This window comes from Amycolatopsis sp. NPDC004772, assembly GCF_053601215.1.
The window spans coordinates 1-22017 of sequence record NZ_JBSGBK010000076.1; the positions used below are offsets into that span (position 1 = coordinate 1).

18 protein-coding genes are annotated in these 22017 nt (G+C 71.5%); 7 read left to right on the forward strand and 11 right to left on the reverse strand.

Annotated elements, in window-relative coordinates; genetic code table 11:
* Nucleotides 1-43: 43 nt before the first annotated feature.
* The 4 genes from ACWEF6_RS33005 to ACWEF6_RS33020 form a co-directional block, all read right to left on the reverse strand.
* A complete protein-coding gene (locus ACWEF6_RS33005; RefSeq protein WP_449686516.1) occupies nucleotides 44-1198 on the reverse strand; it encodes an acyl-CoA dehydrogenase family protein in 1155 nt (384 codons plus the stop codon).
* The gene (locus ACWEF6_RS33010; RefSeq protein ID WP_449686517.1) at nucleotides 1195-3180 is read right to left on the reverse strand and encodes an ATP-binding protein; all 1986 of its coding nucleotides are present in this window, start codon (nucleotides 3178-3180) and stop codon (nucleotides 1195-1197) included. Before ACWEF6_RS33010 ends, ACWEF6_RS33005 begins: the two co-directional genes overlap by 4 nt.
* Before the next feature lie 5 nt (nucleotides 3181-3185).
* A complete protein-coding gene (locus ACWEF6_RS33015) occupies nucleotides 3186-4799 on the reverse strand; it encodes a carboxyl transferase domain-containing protein (RefSeq protein ID WP_449686518.1) in 1614 nt (537 codons plus the stop codon).
* A 127-nt stretch (nucleotides 4800-4926) separates the two neighbouring features.
* The gene (locus ACWEF6_RS33020) at nucleotides 4927-5697 is read right to left on the reverse strand and encodes an SGNH/GDSL hydrolase family protein (protein WP_449686519.1); all 771 of its coding nucleotides are present in this window, start codon (nucleotides 5695-5697) and stop codon (nucleotides 4927-4929) included.
* Nucleotides 5698-6014: 317 nt separating this feature from the next.
* Between ACWEF6_RS33020 and ACWEF6_RS33025 the strand changes: the two genes are divergently transcribed.
* The 3 genes from ACWEF6_RS33025 (at nucleotide 6015) to ACWEF6_RS33035 (ending at nucleotide 8909) form a co-directional block, all read left to right on the forward strand.
* Nucleotides 6015-7619 (forward strand): cellulase family glycosylhydrolase, encoded by a 1605-nt coding sequence (locus ACWEF6_RS33025; RefSeq protein WP_449686520.1) that lies wholly within the window; start codon nucleotides 6015-6017, stop codon nucleotides 7617-7619.
* Nucleotides 7620-7765: 146 nt separating this feature from the next.
* Nucleotides 7766-8353: an SACE_7040 family transcriptional regulator gene (locus ACWEF6_RS33030; RefSeq protein ID WP_310973353.1), complete on the forward strand. Its 588-nt coding sequence runs from the start codon at nucleotides 7766-7768 to the stop codon at nucleotides 8351-8353.
* Between the two features lie 49 nt (nucleotides 8354-8402).
* On the forward strand, nucleotides 8403-8909 hold the full coding sequence (locus ACWEF6_RS33035; protein WP_013229665.1) for a hypothetical protein: 507 nt from the start codon (nucleotides 8403-8405) through the stop codon (nucleotides 8907-8909).
* Between the two features lie 93 nt (nucleotides 8910-9002).
* Here the strand turns inward: ACWEF6_RS33035 and metX are convergent, their stop codons facing one another.
* Both metX and ACWEF6_RS33045 read right to left on the reverse strand, forming a co-directional pair.
* Nucleotides 9003-10112 (reverse strand): homoserine O-acetyltransferase MetX, encoded by a 1110-nt coding sequence (gene metX, locus ACWEF6_RS33040; RefSeq protein WP_449686521.1) that lies wholly within the window; start codon nucleotides 10110-10112, stop codon nucleotides 9003-9005.
* Nucleotides 10109-11413, reverse strand: a complete 1305-nt coding sequence (locus ACWEF6_RS33045; RefSeq protein ID WP_449686522.1) for a bifunctional o-acetylhomoserine/o-acetylserine sulfhydrylase — start codon at nucleotides 11411-11413, stop codon at nucleotides 10109-10111. Before ACWEF6_RS33045 ends, metX begins: the two co-directional genes overlap by 4 nt.
* A 173-nt stretch (nucleotides 11414-11586) precedes the next feature.
* On the opposite strand from ACWEF6_RS33045, the gene rdmE reads away from it, so the two are divergent.
* The 3 genes from rdmE (at nucleotide 11587) to ACWEF6_RS33060 (ending at nucleotide 16130) form a co-directional block, all read left to right on the forward strand.
* Nucleotides 11587-13125 (forward strand): aklavinone 12-hydroxylase RdmE, encoded by a 1539-nt coding sequence (rdmE, locus tag ACWEF6_RS33050; protein ID WP_449686523.1) that lies wholly within the window; start codon nucleotides 11587-11589, stop codon nucleotides 13123-13125.
* A gap of 362 nt (nucleotides 13126-13487) precedes the next feature.
* Nucleotides 13488-15044 (forward strand): PucR family transcriptional regulator, encoded by a 1557-nt coding sequence (locus ACWEF6_RS33055; protein ID WP_449686524.1) that lies wholly within the window; start codon nucleotides 13488-13490, stop codon nucleotides 15042-15044.
* 165 nt (nucleotides 15045-15209) lie between these two features.
* On the forward strand, nucleotides 15210-16130 hold the full coding sequence (locus tag ACWEF6_RS33060; protein WP_449686525.1) for a zinc metalloprotease: 921 nt from the start codon (nucleotides 15210-15212) through the stop codon (nucleotides 16128-16130).
* A gap of 59 nt (nucleotides 16131-16189) precedes the next feature.
* On the opposite strand, the gene ACWEF6_RS33065 is transcribed toward ACWEF6_RS33060, so the two are convergent.
* Together ACWEF6_RS33065 and ACWEF6_RS33070 are read right to left on the reverse strand one after the other, a co-directional pair.
* Nucleotides 16190-16597, reverse strand: a complete 408-nt coding sequence (locus ACWEF6_RS33065; RefSeq protein ID WP_449686526.1) for a pyridoxamine 5'-phosphate oxidase family protein — start codon at nucleotides 16595-16597, stop codon at nucleotides 16190-16192.
* Complete coding sequence (locus tag ACWEF6_RS33070) at nucleotides 16594-17529, reverse strand: zinc-binding dehydrogenase (protein ID WP_449686527.1); 936 nt, start codon at nucleotides 17527-17529, stop codon at nucleotides 16594-16596. Before ACWEF6_RS33070 ends, ACWEF6_RS33065 begins: the two co-directional genes overlap by 4 nt.
* 172 nt (nucleotides 17530-17701) lie before the next feature.
* Between ACWEF6_RS33070 and ald the strand changes: the two genes are divergently transcribed.
* Complete coding sequence (gene ald, locus ACWEF6_RS33075) at nucleotides 17702-18817, forward strand: alanine dehydrogenase (protein ID WP_449686528.1); 1116 nt, start codon at nucleotides 17702-17704, stop codon at nucleotides 18815-18817.
* Between the two features lies 1 nt (nucleotide 18818).
* Here the strand turns inward: ald and ACWEF6_RS33080 are convergent, their stop codons facing one another.
* The 3 genes from ACWEF6_RS33080 to ACWEF6_RS33090 are packed head-to-tail and all read right to left on the reverse strand — an operon-like array spanning nucleotide 18819 to nucleotide 22008.
* Complete coding sequence (locus ACWEF6_RS33080) at nucleotides 18819-19934, reverse strand: acyltransferase family protein (RefSeq protein ID WP_449686529.1); 1116 nt, start codon at nucleotides 19932-19934, stop codon at nucleotides 18819-18821.
* 45 nt (nucleotides 19935-19979) lie between these two features.
* Nucleotides 19980-21338: an ATP-binding protein gene (locus tag ACWEF6_RS33085; protein ID WP_449686530.1), complete on the reverse strand. Its 1359-nt coding sequence runs from the start codon at nucleotides 21336-21338 to the stop codon at nucleotides 19980-19982.
* A complete protein-coding gene (locus tag ACWEF6_RS33090; protein WP_449686531.1) occupies nucleotides 21331-22008 on the reverse strand; it encodes a response regulator transcription factor in 678 nt (225 codons plus the stop codon). Before ACWEF6_RS33090 ends, ACWEF6_RS33085 begins: the two co-directional genes overlap by 8 nt.
* Nucleotides 22009-22017 lie beyond the last annotated feature (9 nt).

Consider the following 22017-nt stretch of genomic DNA (forward strand, 5'->3'; position numbering starts at 1 on the left):
GTGGTAAAGCGGGTTCTAACCCGCTTTACCACTCACGACCGGGTCAGGCCACGCCGAGGTGGCGCGAGATCAGCATCTTCTGGACCTCGCTCGTGCCCTCGCCGATCTCCAGGATCTTCGCGTCGCGGTAGAAGCGGCTCACCGGGAACTCGTTCATGAACCCGTACCCGCCGAAGATCTGGGTCGCTTCGCGGGCGTTGTCCATCGCCGCGTTGGAGGCCACCAGCTTGGCGATCGACGCCTCCTTCTTGAACGGCTCGCCGCGCAGCATCTTCGACGCCGCCTGGTAGTACGCCAGGCGGGCGGTGTGGGTGCGGACCTCCATGTCGGCGATCTTGAACTGGATCGCCTGGTACTCACCGATCCGCTTGCCGAACGCGACCCGGTCCTTCACGTACTTGAGGCACTCGTCCACGCAACCCTGCGCCAACCCCACCGACAACGCGGCGATCGCGACGCGACCCTCGTCCAAAATGGACAGGAACTGCGCGTATCCCCGACCGCGGACACCGACCAGGTTCTCCACCGGGACGCGGACGTCCGAAAAGGACAGTTCGTGGGTGTCCGAGCAGTTCCAGCCGACCTTGGAGTACTTCGGCGCCACCGCGAAACCCGGCGTGCCGGACGGGATGAGGATCGCCGAGATCTCCTTGCGGCCGTTCTCCATCACGTCGGTGACCGCGGTGGCGGTGACGAACCGGGTGATGTCCGTGCCCGAGTTCGTGATGAACGCCTTACTGCCGTTGACGACCCACTCGTCGCCGTCCTGACGCGCGCGCGTGCGCGTGGCGCCGGCGTCCGAGCCGCCGCCCGGTTCGGTCAGGCCGAAGCCGCCCAGCGCCGTGCCCGCGCACAGGTCCGGGAGCCACTTCTCCTTCTGCTCCTGCGTTCCGAAGCGGTAGATCGGCATCGCGCCGAGGGAGACGCCGGCCTCCAGGGTGATCGCGACCGACGAGTCGACCCGCGCCAGCTCCTCCAACGCCAGGCACAGCGCGAAGTAGTCGCCGCCCATGCCGCCGAACTCCTCGGGGAACGGCAGGCCGAACAGGCCCATCTCGCCCATCTTCGCGACGATCGCGTAGGGGAACTCTTCCTTCTCGTACAGCTCGCCGATCACCGGCGCGACCTCGCCGCGCGCGAAGTCCTCGACGGTCTTGCGGAGGGACTCGTACTCCTCGTCCAGGCGGAAGTCGATCACGGCTGCTCCTCGTGGGGCGTGACTACGGCAAGGGTTTCGTCCAGCGCGACCTGTTGGCCGGCCCGGACGGGGAGTTCGCTGACCACGCCGTCGATCGGCGCGGTGACCGTGTGCTCCATCTTCATCGCTTCGACGACCAGCAACGGCGTCCCGGCCTTGACGACGTCACCCGCGGCGACCTTCACCACGAGCACCGTGCCCGGCATCGGGCTGGTGACCGGGCCCGCCCCGGCCGCCTCGCCGCGCGACGCCAGCACGAACTCCTGCTCCCCGAAGGGGAAACTCAGGCCGTCGCGCGCCAGCCAGACCGTCCGATCCGGACCGCAGGCCTGGCGGTAGCGGTGAAACCCACCCGCGTGCCGGACCTCCAGGACGTCGCCGTCGCGCCGGGCCGACACGTGGACCGGCGCAGCGTCGTCGACGAACACCGTGGCGGCGGCCGGCGTGCCCTGCACCCGGACCACCGCGCGGGCGGTGCCGGACTTCAGCCGGAACGTCACCCCGCCGGAGCCGCCCATCCGCCAGCCGTCCGGCACGTCCCACGGGTCGACCACCGGCCCGGACGGCTGCAGCTCGAGGAACCGGTCGAGCGCGGCCGCGACGAAGAACTCCGCGGGCACCTCGGAGGAGACGAGTTCCGACAGCCGCCGGTCGACGAGTTCGGTGTCGAGCTTGCCCGCGCGGACGTCGGCGTCGGCCAGCAGCCCGCGCAGGAACGCGGTGTTCGTGCCGACGCCCAGCAACGCCGTGTCGGCCAGCGCCAGGTCGAGCCGGTGCAGCGCGGCCGCGCGGTCCGGGCCCCAGGCGATCACCTTGGCCAGCATCGGGTCGTAGTTCGAACCGACCACCGCGCCCGGCGTCATCCACGAGTCGACGCGGACGCCGTCGCCGGCCGGCTCGTGCACGGCCAGCACCGTCCCACCGGTCGGGATGAACCCGCGCGCCGGGTCTTCGGCGTACACCCGCGCTTCGACGGCGTGTCCCTCGAGGACGACGTCGTCCTGCTGCACGGTCAGGTGTTCCCCGGCCGCCACCCGGACCTGCCACTCGACGAGGTCGAGGCCGGTGACCAGCTCGGTGACCGGGTGCTCGACCTGCAGCCGGGTGTTCATCTCCATGAAGAAGAACTCGTCCGGGTCGTGCGCCGACATGATGAACTCGACGGTGCCGGCGCCGACGTACCCGACCGAGCGCGCGGCCTCGGCCGCCGCCGAGCCCATCTTCTCGCGGGTGACGTCGTCCAGCAGCACCGACGGCGCCTCTTCGATGATCTTCTGGTGCCGCCGCTGCAGGCTGCACTCGCGCTCGCCGAGGTGGATGACGTGGCCGTGCGTGTCGGCCAGCACTTGGATCTCGATGTGCCGCGGGGTCGTGACGAACCGCTCCATCAACAGCGTGTCGTCGCCGAAGGAACCCTTGGCCTCGCGCCGCGCCGACTCGATCGCGGCGTCCAGTTCTTCGGGAGCGTGCACCAGCCGCATCCCCTTGCCGCCACCACCGGCGGACGGCTTGAGCAGCAGCGGGTAGCCGACTTTCGCGGCCGCCGAAGCGAAGTCACCGTCCGGGATGTCCACATCGGACGCCCCGGGCACGACGGGCACGCCGGCCTTCGACACCGTCGCCTTGGCGCGAATCTTGTCGCCCATGGCGTCGATCGCCGCGACCGGCGGGCCGATGAACACCAGCCCGGCTTCTGCACAGGCCCGCGCGAACTCGGCGTTCTCGGCCAGGAAGCCGTAACCGGGGTGCACGGCCTGCGCGCCGGACGACACCGCGGCGTCCACAATGGCCGGAATGTTCAGATAACTGCGGGCGGCTTCCGCCGGGCCGATGCGCACCGCCGTGTGCGCCTCGCGGACGTGCCGCGCGTCGGCGTCCGCGTCGCTGTACACCGCGACCGCGCGGATCCCGAGGGCCCGCAGCGTGCGGATGACCCGGACCGCGATCTCGCCCCGGTTCGCGACCAACACTGAGTCGAACATGCCCCTCACATCCGGAAGACGCCGTAGTTGACCTCGGCCAGCGGTGCGTTGGCCGCGGCCGAGAGGGCGAGGCCGAGCACCGTGCGGGTGTCCGCCGGGTCGATGACGCCGTCGTCCCACAGCCGCGCGGTGGAGTAGTACGGGCTGCCCTGCGCCTCGTACTGCTCGCGGATCGGGTCCTTGAACGCCTCTTCGTCCTCTGTGGACCATTCGCCGCCACGGCCCTCGATGGCGTCGCGGCGGACCGTCGACAGCACCGACGCCGCCTGCTCGCCGCCCATCACCGAGATCCGCGCGTTCGGCCACATCCACAGGAACCGCGGCGAGTACGCCCGGCCGCACATCGAGTAGTTGCCGGCCCCGAACGAGCCACCGATCACGACGGTCAGCTTCGGCACCCGCGCGCACGCCACCGCCGTGACCATCTTGGCGCCGTGCTTCGCGATGCCGCCCGCCTCGTACGCGCGCCCGACCATGAAGCCGGTGATGTTCTGCAGGAACACCAGCGGGATCGAGCGCTTGTCGCACAGCTCGATGAAGTGCGCGCCCTTCATCGCCGACTCGGCGAACAGGACGCCGTTGTTCGCGATGATGCCGACCGGGTGGCCGTGGATCCGGGCGAACCCGGTGACCAGGGTGGCGCCGTACTCCTTCTTGAACTCGGCGAACCGGCTGCCGTCAACGATCCGGGCGATCACCTCGCGCACGTCGTAGGGCACGCGCGGGTCGGTCGGCACGACGCCGTACAGCTCAGCCGGGTCGACGGCGGGCGCTTCGGTCGGCAAGACGTCCCACGGACGCGGGGTGCGCGGCCCGAGCGTCGAGACGATCGACCGGACGATCCGCAGCGCGTGGGCGTCGTCGTCGGCCAGGTGGTCGGTGACGCCGGACTGCCGGGCGTGGACGTCGCCGCCGCCGAGTTCCTCGGCCGTGACGACCTCGCCGGTCGCCGCCTTCACCAGCGGCGGGCCGCCGAGGAAGATGGTGCCCTGGTTCCGGACGATCACGGCCTCGTCGCTCATCGCCGGGACGTACGCGCCGCCCGCGGTGCACGAGCCGAGCACGGCGGCGATCTGCGGGATCCCGCGCGCGGACATCGTCGCCTGGTTGTAGAAGATCCGGCCGAAGTGTTCACGATCCGGGAAGACCTCGTCCTGCCGGGGCAGGAACGCGCCGCCGGAGTCCACCAGGTAGACGCACGGCAGGTTGTTGTGGAGGGCGACCTCCTGGGCGCGCAGGTGCTTCTTCACCGTCATCGGGTAGTAGGTGCCACCCTTGACGGTGGCGTCGTTGGCGACGACCACGCACTCCCGGCCCGAGACCCGCCCGACGCCGGTGATGATGCCCGCCGACGGCGCTTCGTCGTCGTACAACCCATTGGCCGCCAGCGGGGACAGCTCGAGGAACGGCGAACCCGGATCGAGCAGCGTGTCGACGCGGTCGCGGGGCAGCAGCTTGCCGCGCTCGACGTGCCGCGTGCGGGCCTTCTCCGGCCCGCCCAGCCGGGCGGCCGCCAAGCGTTTGCGGAGGTCTTCGACCAGCTCCGCGTGTGAGGTGGCGTTGCGGGCGTAGGCCTCGCTGTCCGGGGCAGCCGTAGTCCCCAGTGCCGGCGTGTCCATGGGCTCCCTCGAAGTTAGCGGGCGTTAACCTCCGCTCCGATGTTAGCGACCGCTAACGTGGGTGTCCAGTCGCCGGACGTCACGAACGGCCACCCCGGCGGACCGGGGTGGCCGTCTCGGGCTCCGCTCAGCCGATCGCCGCCCGCAGCGGGGCGTAGTAGCCGCCCGACTGCCCGGCCGCGGTCGGGTGGTAGGACTCGATCACCGGCCAGGTCAGGCTGTGCAGGTAATCGTCGGCCGACGAGCAGATGTTGTGCCCGGCGAACGACGGCCGCACGTCGACGAAGGTCGCGCCCGCCGAGCCCGCCCGCGACTGGATCACCGACGCGAGCGCGTCGGCACCCGAATTGATCGCGGACCGCTTGGTGTCGCTCAACCCCACCCAGCAGGAGCCGGGCACGGTGTAGAAGCGCGGGTAGGACAGGACGACGAGCCGAGCGCCCGGCGCCTTGGCCTTGATCGCGTTGTAGGTGTTGGTCAGCAGGGCCGGCAGCGTGTTGTTGACGTACGTCTTGGCCGTGTTGACGCGGTTCACGCAGTCGGAGTCACTGCCCAGGGTGCAGGTGGTGATGACGTCGGTGAACCCGGCGTCGTTCCCGCCGACGGTCACCGTGACGAGCGTGGCCGACGAGGGGATCGAGTTCGCCTGGTTGATCACGTCCCCGGTTTTCGCGCCCGAGCAGGCGAGGAACGTGAACGAGGTGCCGCTGTGGGCGTTGGCCCACAGCTGGGAGTAGGCCTTGGAGCTGCGGTAACAGCTCCCGGAACTGCCGTAGCTGCCGGCCCCGACCCCGGAGGAGTAGGAGTCGCCGAGCGCGGCGTAGACGGTCCCGGCGGCCTGGGCGAGGCCCGTGACGCCGAGAGAGGCAAGGACGACGGCCCCCAGGGCCGTGCTCAACCGTAGAAGGGATCGCCTGAAATTACGGGTGGGAACAGCCATGGGTCACTCCTTTGTGACAGGGCCGACCCAAATAGGACAGCAGGTGAAGGGCTGGCGAGGAACCCCTAGTTACCGGTAGGTACCCACTTAGCCCACACCGGAAGTGTGAAACGTCAGCGATCCGTCAGCCGCGCAAGATCGGCAGGTCGCCCCGGGTGGGTTACCCCCGGCCGGACGACGAGCGGGGTTCGCGCTGTGCCCTTGACACCGGGACCGCGTTCGCTAACCTCGTCTGGGAGCGCTCCCAGGATGACGTATTGCTCAAAGGAGAGCAGATGACGCAGTGGAGAAAAGCGTTCGGCGTGCTGGCCGCGGCCGTGGTGGCCGCGAGCGGGCTGGTGGCCTTCGGCGCGACCGGCCAGGTCGCGGCGGCGGCCGGCGGTACGGGCGCCGGGTACCTGCACACCAGCGGCAACAAGATCCTGGACAGCACGGGCGCGACGGTTCGGCTGACCGGCATCAACTGGTTCGGGATGGAGACCGACAACAAGACCTTCCACGGCCTGTGGTCCAGCCGGACCTGGCGCCAGCAGCTCGACCAGATGGCCCAGCTGGGCTACAACACCCTGCGCGTGCCGTTCTCCGACGACGCGCTGAAGCCCGGTGCCACGGCCACCGGCATCAACGACTACACCAACCCCGACCTGATCGGGCTGTCCCCGCTGCAGATCCTCGACAAGGTGATCGGCTACGCGGGGACGAAGGGGATGCGCGTCATCCTCGACCGGCACCGGCCGACCAGCGCGGGGCAGACCGCGCTCTGGTACACCGCCGGTGTCCCGGAAAGCACCTGGATCAACGACTGGAAGACGCTCGCCCAGCACTACGCGGGCAACACCACGGTCATCGGCGCGGACCTGCACAACGAGCCGCACGCCGAGGGCACCAACCCGGCCGCGACCGGCGCGTGCTGGGGCTGCGGTGACACCGCCCGCGACTGGCGGCTGGCCGCCGAACGCGCCGGCAACGCGATCCTGGCCGTGCAGCCGAACTGGCTGATCTTCGTCGAGGGCGTGAGCTGCCCGAGCGGCGGGCTGTCGAACGTGTGGGACGGCGACCCGTCCAACGACGAGGACTGCGGCTGGTGGGGCGGGAACCTGTCGAAGGCGGGCGAGTTCCCGGTACGCCTGTCGGTGGCCAACCGGGTGGTGTACTCCCCGCACGAGTACGCCACGTCGGTCTACAACCAGCCGTGGTTCAGCGCTCCCGACTACCCGGCGAACCTGACGGCGATCTGGGACCACTACTGGGGCTACCTGTACAAGCAGAACATCGCGCCGCTGATGATGGGCGAGTTCGGCACCACGCTGGCGAACCCGGTCGACAAGGTGTGGCTGGAAAAGCTGATGGCCTACACCGGCACCGGCGTCAACGGCATCTCGTTCACCTACTGGTCGTGGAACCCCAACTCCGGGGACACCGGGGGCATCCTCAACGACGACTGGACCACGGTCAACCAGGCGAAGCAGAGCATCCTCCAGCCGTACCTGATCCCGCCCACCGGCGGCGGCCCGGACCCGACGACGACCACCCCGACCACCCCCACCACGACGACCGGCGGCGGCACCGGCGGGTGCAAGACGGCGTGGAAGCTGGACAACTCCTGGCAAGGCGGCTTCCAGGGCACGTTGACCGTCACCAACACCGCGACGAGCGCCGCCAACCCGTGGACGGTCGTGTTCACCCTGCCCGCCGGGGCGACCGTCGTCAGCGGCTGGAACGGCACCTTCACCCAGGCCGGCGCCACGGTCACGGTGAGCGCGCCGACCTACAGCCCGTCCCTGGGCGCGGGAGCGGCGGTGGCGCTCGGTTTCACCGCCAACGGCCCGTCGGGCACCCCTTCGGCCGTCAAGCTCGGCGCGGCGGCCTGCACCACCTGACCGGCCCCCGGCTGCGGTGCTCGCCGGGCACCGCAGCCGGGGTCTCCCCTCCACCCGAGCCGGGTGAGCAGGCTCACAAGCGATCGGGAAGGCGGCCTGGAACCGTGACGTTAGCGCTCGCTAACCTGCCGCTCTAAACTGACCGGATGCCGGCCAACCCCACCCCTCTCGTGAACGGCGAGAAGGCGAGCAGGCGCGAACAGATCCTGTCCGCGGCCGCCGAGCTGTTCGCCCACCACGGCTTCCACGGCGTCGGCATCGACGACATCGGTGCCGCCGTCGGGATCTCCGGCCCCGCGCTGTACCGGCACTTCCGCAGCAAGGACGCGATCCTCGGCGAGATGCTGAACTCGATCAGCCGCTACCTGCTCGACGGCGGTACGGCCCGAGCCGCCCACCCGGGTGAACCCGACGACACGCTGACCGGCCTCGTGCGGTTCCACGTCGATTTCGCGCTCGCGCACCCCGCCTTGATCACCGTTCAGGAGCGCAACCTCGCCAACCTCACCGACGCCGACCGCAAGCAGGTGCGCGCGCTCCAGCGCCAGTACGTCGAGGTGTGGGTGCGCGTCATCCGCGAAGCCGTCCCGGAGCTGGGGGAACGGCAGGCGCGATCGGCGGCACACGCCGTGTTCGGACTGATCAACTCGACGCCGTACAACCGCCATCTCGGTGACGATGAACTCGCCGAACTGCTCTGCCGGCTCGCGCTGGGTGCCCTTCGCGCGGCCTGAAGGTCATCGGCGGATCAAGGTGTGCCGCCGAGCGCCGTCGTGGTGTTTGATGGGGCACGTGGACCCGGATTGGAGCGAGCAGGAGCGCCGGCTCGTCGAGAAGGCTCAGCGCGCGTTGACCGCGCTGAGCCTCGGCGACGACGCCGAAGCGCTGGGCGAGGTCGCCCCGTCGGCCGCCGAGCCGCAGGCCCGCGCGGACGAGACGAAGGCCCTCATGCTGCTGCTCTTCGGCGAGTGCAGCGCAATGGTCTCCACCCTGGGCGACGGCGGCAGCGCCCCGGTGAAGGTCCAGGTGTTCGACGAGGACGGCGAAGAGGTCTCGATCGACCAGGCCGACCCACCGGTGCGGACCGCGGTCCGGACGCTGCTCGCCGAAGTCCACGGCAACACCGAAGCCGCGCAGGAGCAGGTCGAGATCGCCCTCGCCAACGCGGCCCCGGACGAGGTCGACAGCCTCGTCCTGCAAGCGCTGCGCTGGACCATCCGCCTTTCGGTCGAATGCCTGGACCGCGACCTGCCGGTGGCGCCCTGGATCTCCGAGGCCGTCTCCGACTGAAGCGCCCCAATGTGGCGTTCGGTGCATCCAACGCACCGAACGCCACATTGGGTGCGTTCAACGCACCCAACGCCACATTGGGGCGCTTGGGGCTCAGCCGAGCAGGTGCTTCACCAGGGCCGCGATCTGGCCGGTTTCGATGAGGAACGAGTCGTGCCCGTACGGCGACGACACCACCGACGGCTCCGGCGTACCCGGGATCCCGGCCGCGATCTCCGCCGACTGGTACAGCGGGTAGAGCCGGTCGCTGTCGACGCCGGCGATCACCGCCCGCGCCGTCACGCGGCCCAGTGCCGCCGCCACGCCGCCTCGGCCGCGGCCGACGTCGTGAGTGTTCATCGACTCCGTCAGCACCAGGTAGCTGTTGGCGTCGAAGCGGCGGGCCAGCTTGGCCGCGTGGTGGTCCAAATAGGACTCGACGGCGAACCGGCCGCCGCGCAGCGGATCTTCGCCGTCCTGCGGGAGCCGGCCGAACCGCTGGGCCAGCTCCGGCTCGCTGCGGTAGGTGACGTGCGCGATCCGCCGGGCGATGCCCAGACCGGCCACGGGTCCCGAAGCCGCCGAGTAGTAGTCGCCACCGCGGAAGAACGGGTCGCTGCGGATCGCGTGCAGCTGCGGGGCGGCCCAGGCGATCTGCTCGGCCGACGCCCGCGCGGTCGACGCCAGCACGAGCACCGAAGCCACCCGCGAGGGCAGCGAGACCGCCCACTCCAGCGCGCGCATCCCGCCCATCGAGCCGCCGATGACGGCGGCCCAGCGCGAAACGCCCAGCGCGTCCGCCAGTGCCGCTTCGGCCGCGACCTGGTCCCACACCGTCACCACCGGGAACCGGCTGCCCCACGGCGTCCCGTCCGGATCCGGCGACGACGGCCCGGTCGAGCCCTGGCAGCCGCCCAGCACGTTCGGGACGACGACGAAGAACTCGTTCGTGTCCAGCGCCTTGCCCGGCCCGATCAGCCCGTCCCACCAGCCCGCGCTCGGGTGCCCCGGTTCGGCGGGGCCGACCGCGTGGCTGTCGCCGGTCAGCGCGTGCTCGACGAGGACCGCGTTGGACGCGTCGGAGTTCAGCGTCCCCCACGTCTCGTACGCGAGCGTGAACGAAGGCAGCACGCCACCGGCCTCGAGCGCCAGCGCGCCCGGGCCGGTGACGAACTTCCGGCGGCCCGGCGGATCGCCGATCCGCCAGGCGCCGGACACGGTCACAGTTCCGCCTTGGCCGCCCGGAATCCGGCTTCGAGGTCGGCCTTGAGGTCCTCGATCCCCTCCAGCCCGACGGCGAGCCGGACCAGTCCGGGCGTCACACCGCTGGAGAGCTGTTCCTCGGGCGTCAGCTGGCTGTGCGTGGTCGACGCCGGGTGCACGATCAGGCTGCGGACGTCGCCGATGTTCACCAGCTGGCTGTGCAGCTCGGTGCCGTCGACGAACTTCCGGCCCGCCTCCACGCCGCCGCGCAGGTCGAACGACAGGACCGCGCCCGCGCCGCGCGGCAGGTACTTTTGCGCGTTGGCGAAGTGCGGGCTCGACGGCAGGCCGGCGTAGTAGACCTTCTCGACCTCGTCGCGCTGCTCCAGCCATTCGGCCAGCGCCTGCGCGTTCGAGACGTGCCGCTCGAGGCGCAGCGAAAGCGTCTCGATGCCCTGCAGGATCAGGAAGCTGTTCAACGGCGAGATCGCTGCGCCGGTGTCGCGCAGGATCTGGACGCGCGCCTTGGCCGCGTACGAGCCGGGGCCGAGCGCCTCCCAGTACTTCAGGCCGTGGTAGCTCGGGTCGGGCTCGTTGAAGCCGGGGAACTTCTCCGGGTTCTTGCCGAAGTCGAACGTGCCGCCGTCGACCAGCACGCCGGCCACCGTCGTCCCGTGGCCGCCGAGGTACTTCGTCGCGGAGTGCACGACGACGTCGGCGCCGTGCTCGATCGGGCGCAGCAGGTACGGCGTCGGCACGGTGTTGTCGACGACGAGCGGGACGCCGGCTTCGTGCGCGACGTCGGCGACGCCCCGGATGTCGAGGACGTTGCTGCCCGGGTTGGCCAGCGTCTCGGCGAAGAACAGCTTCGTGTTCGGCCGGACGGCGGCGCGCCACTGCTCGAGGTCGTCCTGGTCGTCGATGAACGTGACCTCGACGCCGAGCTTCGGCAGCGTGTAGTGGAAGAGGTTGTAGGTGCCGCCGTAGAGCGACGGGCTCGAGACGAAGTGGGCGCCCGCGCCGGCGAGGTTGAGGATCGCCGCCGTGGTCGCGGCCGAGCCGGACGCGAACGCCAGCGCCGCGACGCCGCCTTCGAGCGCGGCGAGCCGCTGCTCCAGGACGTCCTGGGTCGGGTTCATGATCCGCGTGTAGATGTTGCCGGGCTCGGCCAGGCTGAAGAGGTCGGCGCCGTGCTGGCTGTCGCGGAAGACGTACGACGTCGTCTGGTAGATCGGTGTCGCCCGGGCCCCGGTGGCCGGGTCCGGCGCGGCGCCCGCGTGGATCTGCTTGGTCTCGAAGGACCACGCCGAAGTCTCGGTCATCGGTTTTCTCCTTGCGGCTCAAGGGGTTCGCGGAGGGCTGCCGAATGCGAAGCTACTTGCGCCGAACGGCCTACCCAACCCTTCCCACCTCCTGGGAGCCGAGTTGCCTTGCCCGATGAATCTCTTTGCATCTAAGATATCTGCCAGGGAGATTCACAGATGGGGAGATACACATGACCGAGCGGGTACAGGTGCTGGTCGTCGGAGCGGGATTGGGCGGGCTGTCGGCCTCGCTCTTCCTCGCGCAGGCCGGAGTGGACGTGCTGGCCGTGGAGCGGCACGCGGGGACGTCGGTCCACTCGCGCGCCGCCGGGCAGAACTGGCGCACCATGGAGTTGTTCCACTGGGCGGGAATCGACCGCGAGGTGCTGGCGGCGAGCCCGCGGGCGTCGCAGGGGCTGCGGATCACCGTCGCGACCAGCCTGGCCGGCCGGGTGCTGCACCGGCTGGTCCAGGACGGCAGCGAGTTCGACGTCTCGGCGTCGACCACCCTGCCCGCCGGCCTGGCCGGCCAGGACGTCGTGGAGCCGATCCTGCTGGCGCACGCGGAAAAGGCGGGCGCGCGGGTGCGGTTCCGGACCGAGCTGACGGACCTGGCACCGGACGGCGACGGCGTCACGGCGACGCTGCGCGATCGCGAGTCCGGCGAAGAAACCGTGGTGCGCGCGGACTACGTCGTCGCCGCCGACGGCGGGCGCAGCGGGATCCGGCAGCGGCTCGGCATCGGGACCACCGGGATGGACGCGCTGAGCCACTGCCTCGGCGTGGTGTTCGACGCCGACCTCGGCGACCGCGTCCACCCGGGCCTGACCGACCTGTTCTACCTGCAGCACCCGGGCTTCACCGCCGGGTTCGTCACCACCGACGTGCCGGACCGGTACGTCTTCGCGCCGGACTACTTCCCCGGCCGCGGCGAACGCCCGGCCGACTTCACCCGCGACCGGCTGGTCGCGATGATCCGCGCCGCCACCGACCTGCCGGACCTGGAGCCGGAGATCGTCTGGACGGGCTCGTGGGAGGTCGCCGCGCGGCTCGCCGACCGGTTCCGCGCCGGCCGGGTCTTCCTGGTCGGCGACGCGGCGAAGGTGACGCCCCCGACCGGCGGGCTGGGCGGCAACACCGCGGTCGGCGACGCCGCGGACATCGCGTGGAAGCTGGCCGCGGTGCTGCGTGGCGAAGCGGGCCCGGCACTGCTCGACACCTACGAAGCCGAGCGGAAGCCGATCGCGCGGATGGTCATCGACACGTCCCTGCACAACATGAAGCAGCGCATGCACCCCGATCTCGACGTCACCGGGCTGACGAAGGCCGAGGACCAGCTGGCCGTCACGCTCGGGTTCCGCTACCGCTCGACGGCCGTGCTGCCGGAGGAGCCGGACGACGGCGAGCGCGTCGAGGACATCCAGGCCCCGACCGGGCGGCCCGGCTTCCGGGCGCCGGGACTGGCGTCCACTGTGGACCTGCTGGGACATTCGTGGGTGCTGCTGTGCGCGGGCGACGGCACGCGGTGGCAGCCGGCCGCGGCGGAGCAGGCCATCCGCCTCGACTGCCACACGATCGACGACGACGTCTTCGCCGCCCGGTACGGCCTTTCGCGGGGCGGCGCCTCGCTGGTGCGGCCCGACGGAATCGTCGCGTGGCGCTCCCCGGAACCGGCCGGGAACCCGGCCGGCGAGCTGCGGAGGGTCCTGACGGCGGTCCTTTCGCGCTAAGAAGTTCGGCGTCGGAAACCGGTCGGCGGTGGCGCCGGGGGCGGTCCTCGAGGTTCTCGCTGAGCACGAGGATCGTTCCGTCCGGAGCGGTCACCGCACCCTTTCCCGGCGAAACCTTCCGGTCGATCGCGCGAGGATGCCATACCCCGGAACCGGCGTTGCGGGATGAAATAGGGTCGGCGCCTTCCCGGACCCGGAATCGATCGGCGGGTCCGGTATTCGGAAAATCCCAGGAGCGCTATGAGCGAATCCCCCTGAACGCCTGCCGGGGTGGTGCGACCGCCCGCCACCGCCCCGGCAGGCCCCGCACACCCCGGCGACCCTACCGAGCCGTCGCCGGGTTTCTCGGCGAGAATGCTCCCGTGGTTTCGGTGCGCAGCGTGGTCGACCGGGTGGGGCCGACGCTGCTCCACGCGCTCCAGCTGCCCGACGACTCGCCCGCCGTCGCCGACGTCGTCATCGCCGAACCCGGCGGGGCCCTCACGCTGTCCGCCGGGGACCTCGTGCTCGGCGTCGCCACGACCGGCCCCGAAGACGCCGCGGAACTGGTCAAGCAGAGCGCCGGACAGGGCGCGGCCGCCGTGCTGCTCAAGCCGCCGCTGGCCGCGAAACCGGCGGTCAAGCGGGCCGCGAAGGCCAGCGGGATCGCGCTGATCCAGGTGCACGCCGCGACGTCGTGGGCGCAGCTCGTCTGGCTGCTGCGGACCGTCCTCGACGCCCTCGCCGACGAGTCGGAAGACCTCGACCCCGGCTCCGGCGACCTGTTCCGGCTGGCCGACGCCGTCGCGAGCGTCGTCGACGCGCCGGTGACCATCGAGGACACCAACTCGCGCGTGCTCGCCTACTCCGCCCGTCAGGACCTGACCGACCCCGCCCGCGTCGCCACGATCATGGGCCGCCGCATCCCCGACGACGTCCTCGCGCGGTTCCGGTCGCGCGGGGTGTTCCGCGAGCTGTCCCGCGGCCGGCAGACGATCTTCGTCCCGGCCCAGCGCGACGGCACGCTGCCGCGGCTGATCGTGCCGATCCGGATGGGTGGCGAGCTGCTCGGGTCGATGTGGGCGGTGGTCGCCGGGCCGGTGTCCGACGAGCGCGCGGCCGCCTTCGCCGACGCCGCCCCGGTCGTCGCGCTGCACCTGCTGCGGCGCCGCGCACATACCGACGCGCAGCGCCGCGCGTCGGCCGAACTGCTGCGTGCGGTGCTCGAAGGCCACGCGAACCCGCGCAAGGCGATGGCGGAGCTGGACCTGGCCGACGAGCCGCACCGCGTGGTCGTCATCGAGGTCACCGGCGGCGACGGGCGCGACGCCGAGGGTCTGCGGCTCGCGCTGCTCGAACGGATCTCCCAGGGCATCGGCAGCCGCCCGGTGGCGACCGAGCTCGGCGGGCTGCTCTACGCCGTGGTGCCGGACCGCGCGGGTCCGGGCGGCTGGGCCGAGCTGCGCCACGCCCTGGCCACGCAGCCGGCGTCCCGGCGCGGCGGCGCCCCGCGCGCGGCGGCGGGCTCCCCCGGCGGCCTCGCCGACCTCTCGGCGTCGCGCGCCCAGGCCGACGAAGCCCTCGGCCTGCTGCGCGCCGAAATCCTCACCGACCGCGTGATCGCCTTCGACGAAGCCTGGACGTCGCTGACCCTGCACCGCGGCGCGACCGCGGCGACCGCGGCCCGGGTCGCCGACCTCGGTCCGCTGAGCACCCTGCGCGCGCACGACGAATCGGGCAAAGCCGGCTACGTCGAGACGCTCTACGAGTGGCTGCGGCACCCGGGCGACCCGCGGGCGGCGGCGCGGGAGCTGCGGATCCACCCGAACACCCTGCGGTACCGGATGCGGAAGCTGCTCGAACTGGTGCCGCTGGACCTCGACGACCCCGACGTCCGGCTGGCGCTGCTGACCCAGCTCGTCGCGGTGCGCTGGAGCTGACTGGGCCGTTCGGCGGAGTATCCGAAGTATGCGCTAGTCCGCATGGATCGCGCCGATCGTACGGAGTGTCTTTTCCAGCCGAAAGATGGTGGATAACGAAGATCGCGTGCCGCATTTTCTCTTCACCACCCCGGGTAGCCGGGTCGTTGCAAGAGGAGTTCCTCCATGAGCAGTTCGGAGCGGTTCGGCAGGGCCATCAAACTGGGCGCGGTGTCCGCGCTCTCCCTGGTCGCCCTGGTCGTCCCGGCGGCAGGAGCCGGGGGCGCCGTCGCGGCGCCGAGCGGCGACTGCTTCACCCCCGCCCACGCCGCGGACCGCAGCAAGGACGGGCACGCCGACTCGGTGTCCCCGGCCGAGGCGGCCCGCATGGAAGCGGACCTGCAGAGCAAGCTCGCCGGCAAGCGCACGGCGTTCACGGCCCAGGCCGCGGCCGCGGTGTCGATCCCGGTGTACTTCCACGTGATCACCAGCGGCTCGACCGGCAACCTGCCGGCGGCCACGATCAGCAAGCAGATCTCGGTCCTGAACAGCGCGTACGCGTCGAGCGGCTTCAGCTTCTCGCTGGTCAGCACCGACTACACGAACAACTCCACCTGGTACAACGGCATCACCGACGGCACCTCGGCCGAGCGCAACATGAAGAACGCGCTGCGCAAGGGCGGCGCGAACGCGCTGAACATCTACACGGCCAAGCTCGGCGACGACCTGCTCGGCTGGGCGACGTTCCCGTCGAACTACAAGTCCCAGCCGAAGCTGGACGGCGTGGTCATCCTCGACGAGTCCCTCCCGGGCCGCTCGGCGACGAACTACAACGAGGGCGACACGGCGACCCACGAGGTCGGCCACTGGATGGGCCTGTACCACACGTTCCAGGGCGGCTGCTCCGGTTCGGGCGACTACGTGTCGGACACCCCGGCCGAAGCCACGGCGACCTCGGGCTGCCCGGCGAGCAAGGACACCTGCTCGTCGGCGGGCGTGGACCCGGTGCACAACTTCATGGACTACAGCTACGACAGCTGCATGTACGAGTTCACCGCGGGCCAAGCCTCGCGGATGAAGAGCTCGTGGTCGGCCTACCGCGGCTGAGTTTCCGTCTTCCCGCGGCGGAACCCGTGAAGGCCTTCCCGAGTCTCTCGGGGAGGCCTTCACGGCACTCGGTAGCTCAAGTCGTGCGCGACCAGCCGCGAAGGCCGCAGGTACACCCACACCGCCCCGACGTCCCCGTACAAGTACTCCCGGAACCGCGGATCCCACCCCGACTCCTCGGCTCCCAGGTACCGCACCAGCTTCCGCCGCCCCCGCGCCACGTCGAACGGCCGCACCTCCGCCTCACCGCGCGCCAGAACCTGCAGGACCACCCCGGTCTCGAGCTCGCAGACATCCACCGTCAACGCGATCCGCGACTTCGCCCGGACGAGCGCCGGCAGCCGGGACCACGGCCCGCTGAGGATCCAGAACGCGCCGTCCTCCCACAGGTACCACGTGGGCCGGACCGTCGGCCCGTCCGTCGCCACCCGCGCCGTCAGCGGCCGGGCCAGGAAGTCGTCGATCACAGGACCAGCAACGTCTTTCCCACCGTCACGCGGGACTCGATCGCCGCGTGGGCGTCCGCCGCCTTCTCCAAGGGGAAGCGCTGGCCGATCACCGGCACCAGGCTCCCCTCGGCCGCCGACGCCAACGCCGCTTCCGTGAACGCCCGCATCTCCGACGGCGAACCGATCGACCGCACCAGCGAAACTCCGCGCGCCGCAGCGTCCTCTTCGGACACTTCGGCCCACGAACCGCCCGCCAGCCCGTACACCGCCATCCGGCCACCCGGGCGCAGGAGCCCGAACGCCGCCGTGCCGATCGGCCCGCCCACTCCGTCGAACACGACGTCCACCGGGCCCACCTCGGACGTCCAGTCCGGCCGCAGGTAGTCGACGACCGAAGAAGCCCCGCGCACGTGGGCCACCTTGGCCGGCCCGCCCGCCGCGCCGATCACCGTCGCTCCCGCCGCCGTCGCCAGCTGGACCAGCAAGCCGCCGACGCCGCCCGCCGCCGCCTCGACCAGGACCCGGGCGCCCGGGCGCACGCCGGTCGCCCGGACCAAGCCGGTCGCCGTCCGGCCGTCCGCCAGGAGCGCCACCGCCGCGTCGAGGGACAGCGCGGGCGGCACCTCGAACACCGCCGCCGCGTCCACCGCGACGCGTTCGGCGTACCCGCCCGAACCGCCGGTCGCCGTGACCACCCGCTGTCCCGCCAGCCCCGGGTCCACCCCCGCGCCGACCGCGCTGATCACGCCGCCGACGCCGTTGCCCGGGATCACCGGCAGCGACGCTCGGAACGGCCCCGGCGCCCCCGCCCGGAACTGCGTGTCGACGAACGTCGTGTTCGCGAACACCACCTCCACCAGCACCTGGCCCGGCCCGGGCACCGGATCCGGCGCCTCCCCGGGGACGAGGACTTCCGGACCGCCGAACTCTCTCAACCACACCGCACGCATGCCGCAACGGTGCAACTTCAAGTGAAGTCGAAGTCAAGGAGCTTGTTCCGACAGAACCACGAATGCCGCCGAGAATTGTCCGGACAGCACGATGACACCGCCGTCCGGGTGGCTCACCGTGAGTGGCAACACCGCCCCGATCCCGGACGCTGACCGACCCAGGAGGCCGACCATGCGTATCGCCGTTCCCCGTGAAATCAAGAAGCACGAATACCGGGTCGCGCTGACCCCGGCCGGGGTGCACGAGCTGGTCGGGCGCGGGCACGACGTCTTCGTCGAGACCGCCGCCGGAGTGGGTTCGTCCATCACCGACGAGGAGTACGTCGCCGCCGGCGCGAAGATCCTCGCCACCGCCGACGAGACCTGGGCCGAGGGCGAGCTCGTCCTCAAGGTCAAGGAGCCCATCGCCGAGGAGTACGGCCGGCTCCGCCGCGACCAGGTCCTCTTCACCTACCTGCACATCGCCGCCGACCGGCCGCTGACCGACGCGCTGCTCGCCGCCGGCACCACCGCGATCGCCTACGAGACGGTGCAGACCGCCGGTGGCGCCCTCCCGCTGCTCGCCCCGATGTCCGAGGTCGCCGGCCGGCTCGCCCCGCAGGTCGGCGCGTTCTCCCTGATGAAGCCCAGCGGCGGCCGCGGTGTGCTGCCCGGCGGCATCCCCGGCGTCCACCCGGCGCGCGTCGTCGTCATCGGCGGCGGTGTCGCGGGCCTGAACGCCGCCCGCGTCGCGCTCGGCCTCGGCTCCGACGTCGAGATCCTCGACACCAACGTCGACCGCCTCCGCCAGATCGACAACGACTTCGGCGGCCGCATCCGCACGGTGACGTCGAACCGGCTCTCGGTCGAGGAGTCCGTGCTGCAGGCCGACCTGGTCATCGGCGCGGTGCTCGTCCCCGGCGCGAAGGCGCCGAAGCTGGTCTCGAACGAGCTCGTCGCCCGGATGAAGCCCGGCAGCGTGCTCGTCGACATCGCGATCGACCAGGGCGGCTGCTTCGCCGACTCGCGCCCGACCACGCACGACGACCCGACCTACACCGTGCACGAGTCGGTCTTCTACTGCGTCGCGAACATGCCGGGCGCGGTGCCCCGGACGTCGACCTACGGCCTCACCAACGTCACGCTGCCGTACGCGGTGCAGCTGGCCGAGCACGGCTGGAAGGCCGCGCTGCAGGCCGACGCCGCGCTGGCCAAGGGCCTCAACACGCACGACGGCGCCCTGACCAACGGCCCGGTCGCGGTGGCCCACGACCTCCCGCACACGCCGCTGGACACCGTCCTCGCCTGAGCTATTCCGCCCGAGCGGGCTCCTGTCGCACCGCGGCAGGGGCCCGCTCCCCTTTCCGCAGCGGCCGCCGCCCGAACGCGATCGACGGCAGCTCGACCCACCGCCGCAGCCCGCAGGCGAAGAGCAGCGCGACGGCGGCCGTCGCGACGGCCTTGCCGAGCCCGGTCGGCAACACCAGGCCGGTCACGCCCGCGGCGCCGGTCTGGGCGAGGTAGAGCGCGTACGACCGGTCCCCGATGAACGTCAGCGGCCGGCTCGAAAGCACCCGCCGGACCGGGCCCGGCCCGAGGACCGCCACGAGCAGCAGCGCCGAACCCGCCGCGTACACCGGGACGACGAACTGCCAGTGCCCGCCGAACTGCTGTCCCAGCGGCTTGACCGACAGCTGCAGCACGCAGAACCCCAGCGCGACCAGCACCGCCGCGGCCGGGCTGGTCAGCGGCCGGAACACGGCGAACCCGCGCGGGTGGTGCAGCGCCAGCGCGAGCAGGCAGCCGATGACCAGCGAGCAGTAGTGCACGCTGAGCTCGGCCCACCGCTGCGTCGGCGCGAGCGGCAACGCTCCGAAGAGGACACCGGTCACCACCGCTCCGGCGACCAGCAGGCGCAGCGCGGTCCGGCCACTGCGGGCGAACGACGTCAGCACGAGCAGTGCGGGCCAGACGAGGTAGAACTTCTCCTCCACGCCCAGCGACCACGACGTCGGGTACGGCGTGTTGTAGTCGACCAGCTCGTTGCCGAAGACCAGGTAGAACGGCATCGCGTCGCCGAGCCGGCTGCTCTGGTACGTCCCGGCGAGGGTGACGGCCAGCGCCGTTAGGCCGAGCAGCAGGAAGTACACCGGCATGATCCGGAAGACCCGGCGGACGTAGAAGCCGCGCAGCGAGACGCGGCCGGCGGCGTCCTCTTCGCGCAGCGCCAGCGTGGTGATCAGGAAGCCGGACAGCACGAAGAACAGCTGGACGGCGATCCAGCCCTGCAACGGGTCGGCGACCGGGCCGCCGTAATGGAAGAACACGACGGCCAGCGCGGCGAGCGCACGCAGGCCGGTCAGGCCGGGGAACCACGAGGAAGCGCGGTATTCGGCGTGGTCGAGCGGCCGCCAGGAAAGGATCATGCCCGCAGCGTCGATCCCGGCCGCTGAACCGGGCCTGAAGCCGGCTTAAGACGTCTTCAGCTCCGGCAGCCGGACGACGAACCGGCTGCCCTCCTCGACCGCCGCCGTGCCGCCGTGGGCGCGGGCGATGTCGGCGACGATCGCCAGGCCCAGGCCGGAACCGCCCTCGTCGCGGTCGCGGGCGTCGTCCAGCCGGACGAAGCGGTCGAAGACGCGCTCGCGGTCCGCTTCCGGGATGCCCGGCCCGTCGTCGTCGACGGTGAGCACCGCCTGTCCGTCCACGGTGGACACCGTGACGGCGACGCGGGCGACGGCGTGCCGCTGTGCGTTGTCGACGAGGTTGCGGACCAGCCGTTCCAGCCGCGACCGGTGGCCGCGCACCGACGGCGTCCCGCTGACCTCGACGTCGACCCCGCTCCGGCCGGCCACGACCGCACCGACCACTTCGGACAGCGCGACCGGTTCCCGCCGGTCCGGTCCGGCGTGGTCGAGCTTGCCGAGCAGCACCAGGTCGGCGACGAGGTCCTGCAGCCGGGTGACGTCGAGCAGCGCGTTCTCGCAGGACTGCCGCCAGTCGAGCCGGTCGGGGTGGGCCAGGAGCACTTCGAGCTGGGTCCGCAGCGACGCCAGGGGCGTGCGCAGTTCGTGCGACGCGTCGGAGGTGAACCGGCTCTGCCGGGTGACGGCCTCGTCGAGCCGGCCGAGCATCGTGTTCATCGTCCAAGCCAGCCGCGCGATCTCGTCGCCGGTGCGCGGGTCCGGGACGCGCCGGCCGAGGTCGTGCGCGCCGATTTCGGCGACCTCGCCGCGGATGGCCTCGACCGGGCGCAGCGACCGCCGCACGGCGAGCCACGCGATGACGCCGATGAGCAGCGCGACCGCGGGCACGCCGGCCGTCAGCACGGTCCGGGCGGAGTCGACCGCCGCCAGCCCCTCGGGGTCGAGCTGGGCGCCGGCGAACACGTCGTACCGGCTGTCGCCGCTGTCGGCGTGCACGACGTGCAGGGTGAGGTCGTCGTCGAGCCCGCGCAGCTCGGGCGCGCAGCCGACGGACGCCGGGGCGGACCGGTCGTACTGGTAGGGCCGCACGGTGACCTGGGTGTCGTAGGCGGCCAGGGTCGTGTCGCGCAGGGCCGGGCAGGAGGCGACCGACGTGCCCTGCCGGTCTTTGACCTCGTAGATCGAGTCGCGGACGAGCAGGGCGAGGTCGGCGGGCCGGGCGCCGGTGTTCAGGAGCTGGACGATGGCGTCGGCGTGGGCGTCGGCGAGCTGGGTCGCGGTGTTCTCGAGCCGGCTGCGTGCCTGGAGGACGAACCACACGGAGACCGCTCCGAGTGCCACGGCGGACGCGGCGAAGGCCGTGACGGCGACGCGGAACCGGGTGGAGCGCCAGAAGTCAGGCACCCGCGGTCACCACGTGGTAACCGGCGCCGCGGACGGTCCGGATGGTTTCCGCGCCGAAGGGGACGTCGATCTTGCGCCGCAGCGCGCTGACGTGCACTTCCACCAGGTTGGCGGTGGCGGAGGCGGCGAAGTCCCAGAGGTTGTCGAGCAGTTCGGCTTTGGTGACGACCTGCCCGGGCCGTTGCATGAAGTAGGCGAGGAGGGCGAACTCCTTGCTGGTGAGCGTGATGTCGGCGGTGCCGCGCCGGCAGGTCCGCCCGGCCTGGTCGAGCTCGAGGTCCCCGAGTTTGAGGACCCCGGGCCGGGTGGCGCCGCCACGCCGGATGAGCGCGCGCAGCCGGGACAGCAGGACGCCGTAGGAGAAGGGTTTGGGCAGGAAGTCATCGGCGCCGGTGTCGAGGGCTTCGATCTCGTCGTCTTCGCCGTCCTTGGCGGTGAGCATCAGGATCGGGGTGCTGTTCCCTTGGTCCCGAAGCCGCCGGCAGACGCGGTACCCGTTGAGCCCGGGCAGCATGATGTCGAGGACGATGGCGGCATAGGGGTGTTCACCGGCGTGCCAGAGGGCATCCCGCCCGTTGTGGGCGACATCGACGGCGTACCCCTCGGCACTGAGCCCGGCCCGCAGAGCCTCGGCAAGCCGCCGTTCGTCTTCAACGAGCAAGATCCGCATCGCGCAACG

Coding starts and splice junctions, on each gene's coding strand:
- ACWEF6_RS33035 (WP_013229665.1), top strand. CDS start 8,403: ATGGGGCACGTGGACCCGGATTGGAGCGAGCAGGAGCGCCGGCTCGTC.
- rdmE (WP_449686523.1), top strand. CDS start 11,587: ATGACCGAGCGGGTACAGGTGCTGGTCGTCGGAGCGGGATTGGGCGGG.
- ACWEF6_RS33060 (WP_449686525.1), top strand. CDS start 15,210: ATGAGCAGTTCGGAGCGGTTCGGCAGGGCCATCAAACTGGGCGCGGTG.
- ACWEF6_RS33025 (WP_449686520.1), top strand. CDS start 6,015: ATGACGCAGTGGAGAAAAGCGTTCGGCGTGCTGGCCGCGGCCGTGGTG.
- ACWEF6_RS33090 (WP_449686531.1), bottom strand. CDS start 22,008: ATGCGGATCTTGCTCGTTGAAGACGAACGGCGGCTTGCCGAGGCTCTG.
- ACWEF6_RS33015 (WP_449686518.1), bottom strand. CDS start 4,799: ATGGACACGCCGGCACTGGGGACTACGGCTGCCCCGGACAGCGAGGCC.
- ACWEF6_RS33045 (WP_449686522.1), bottom strand. CDS start 11,413: ATGACCGAGACTTCGGCGTGGTCCTTCGAGACCAAGCAGATCCACGCG.
- ACWEF6_RS33080 (WP_449686529.1), bottom strand. CDS start 19,934: ATGATCCTTTCCTGGCGGCCGCTCGACCACGCCGAATACCGCGCTTCC.
- ald (WP_449686528.1), top strand. CDS start 17,702: ATGCGTATCGCCGTTCCCCGTGAAATCAAGAAGCACGAATACCGGGTC.
- ACWEF6_RS33030 (WP_310973353.1), top strand. CDS start 7,766: ATGCCGGCCAACCCCACCCCTCTCGTGAACGGCGAGAAGGCGAGCAGG.
- ACWEF6_RS33070 (WP_449686527.1), bottom strand. CDS start 17,529: ATGCGTGCGGTGTGGTTGAGAGAGTTCGGCGGTCCGGAAGTCCTCGTC.
- ACWEF6_RS33010 (WP_449686517.1), bottom strand. CDS start 3,180: ATGTTCGACTCAGTGTTGGTCGCGAACCGGGGCGAGATCGCGGTCCGG.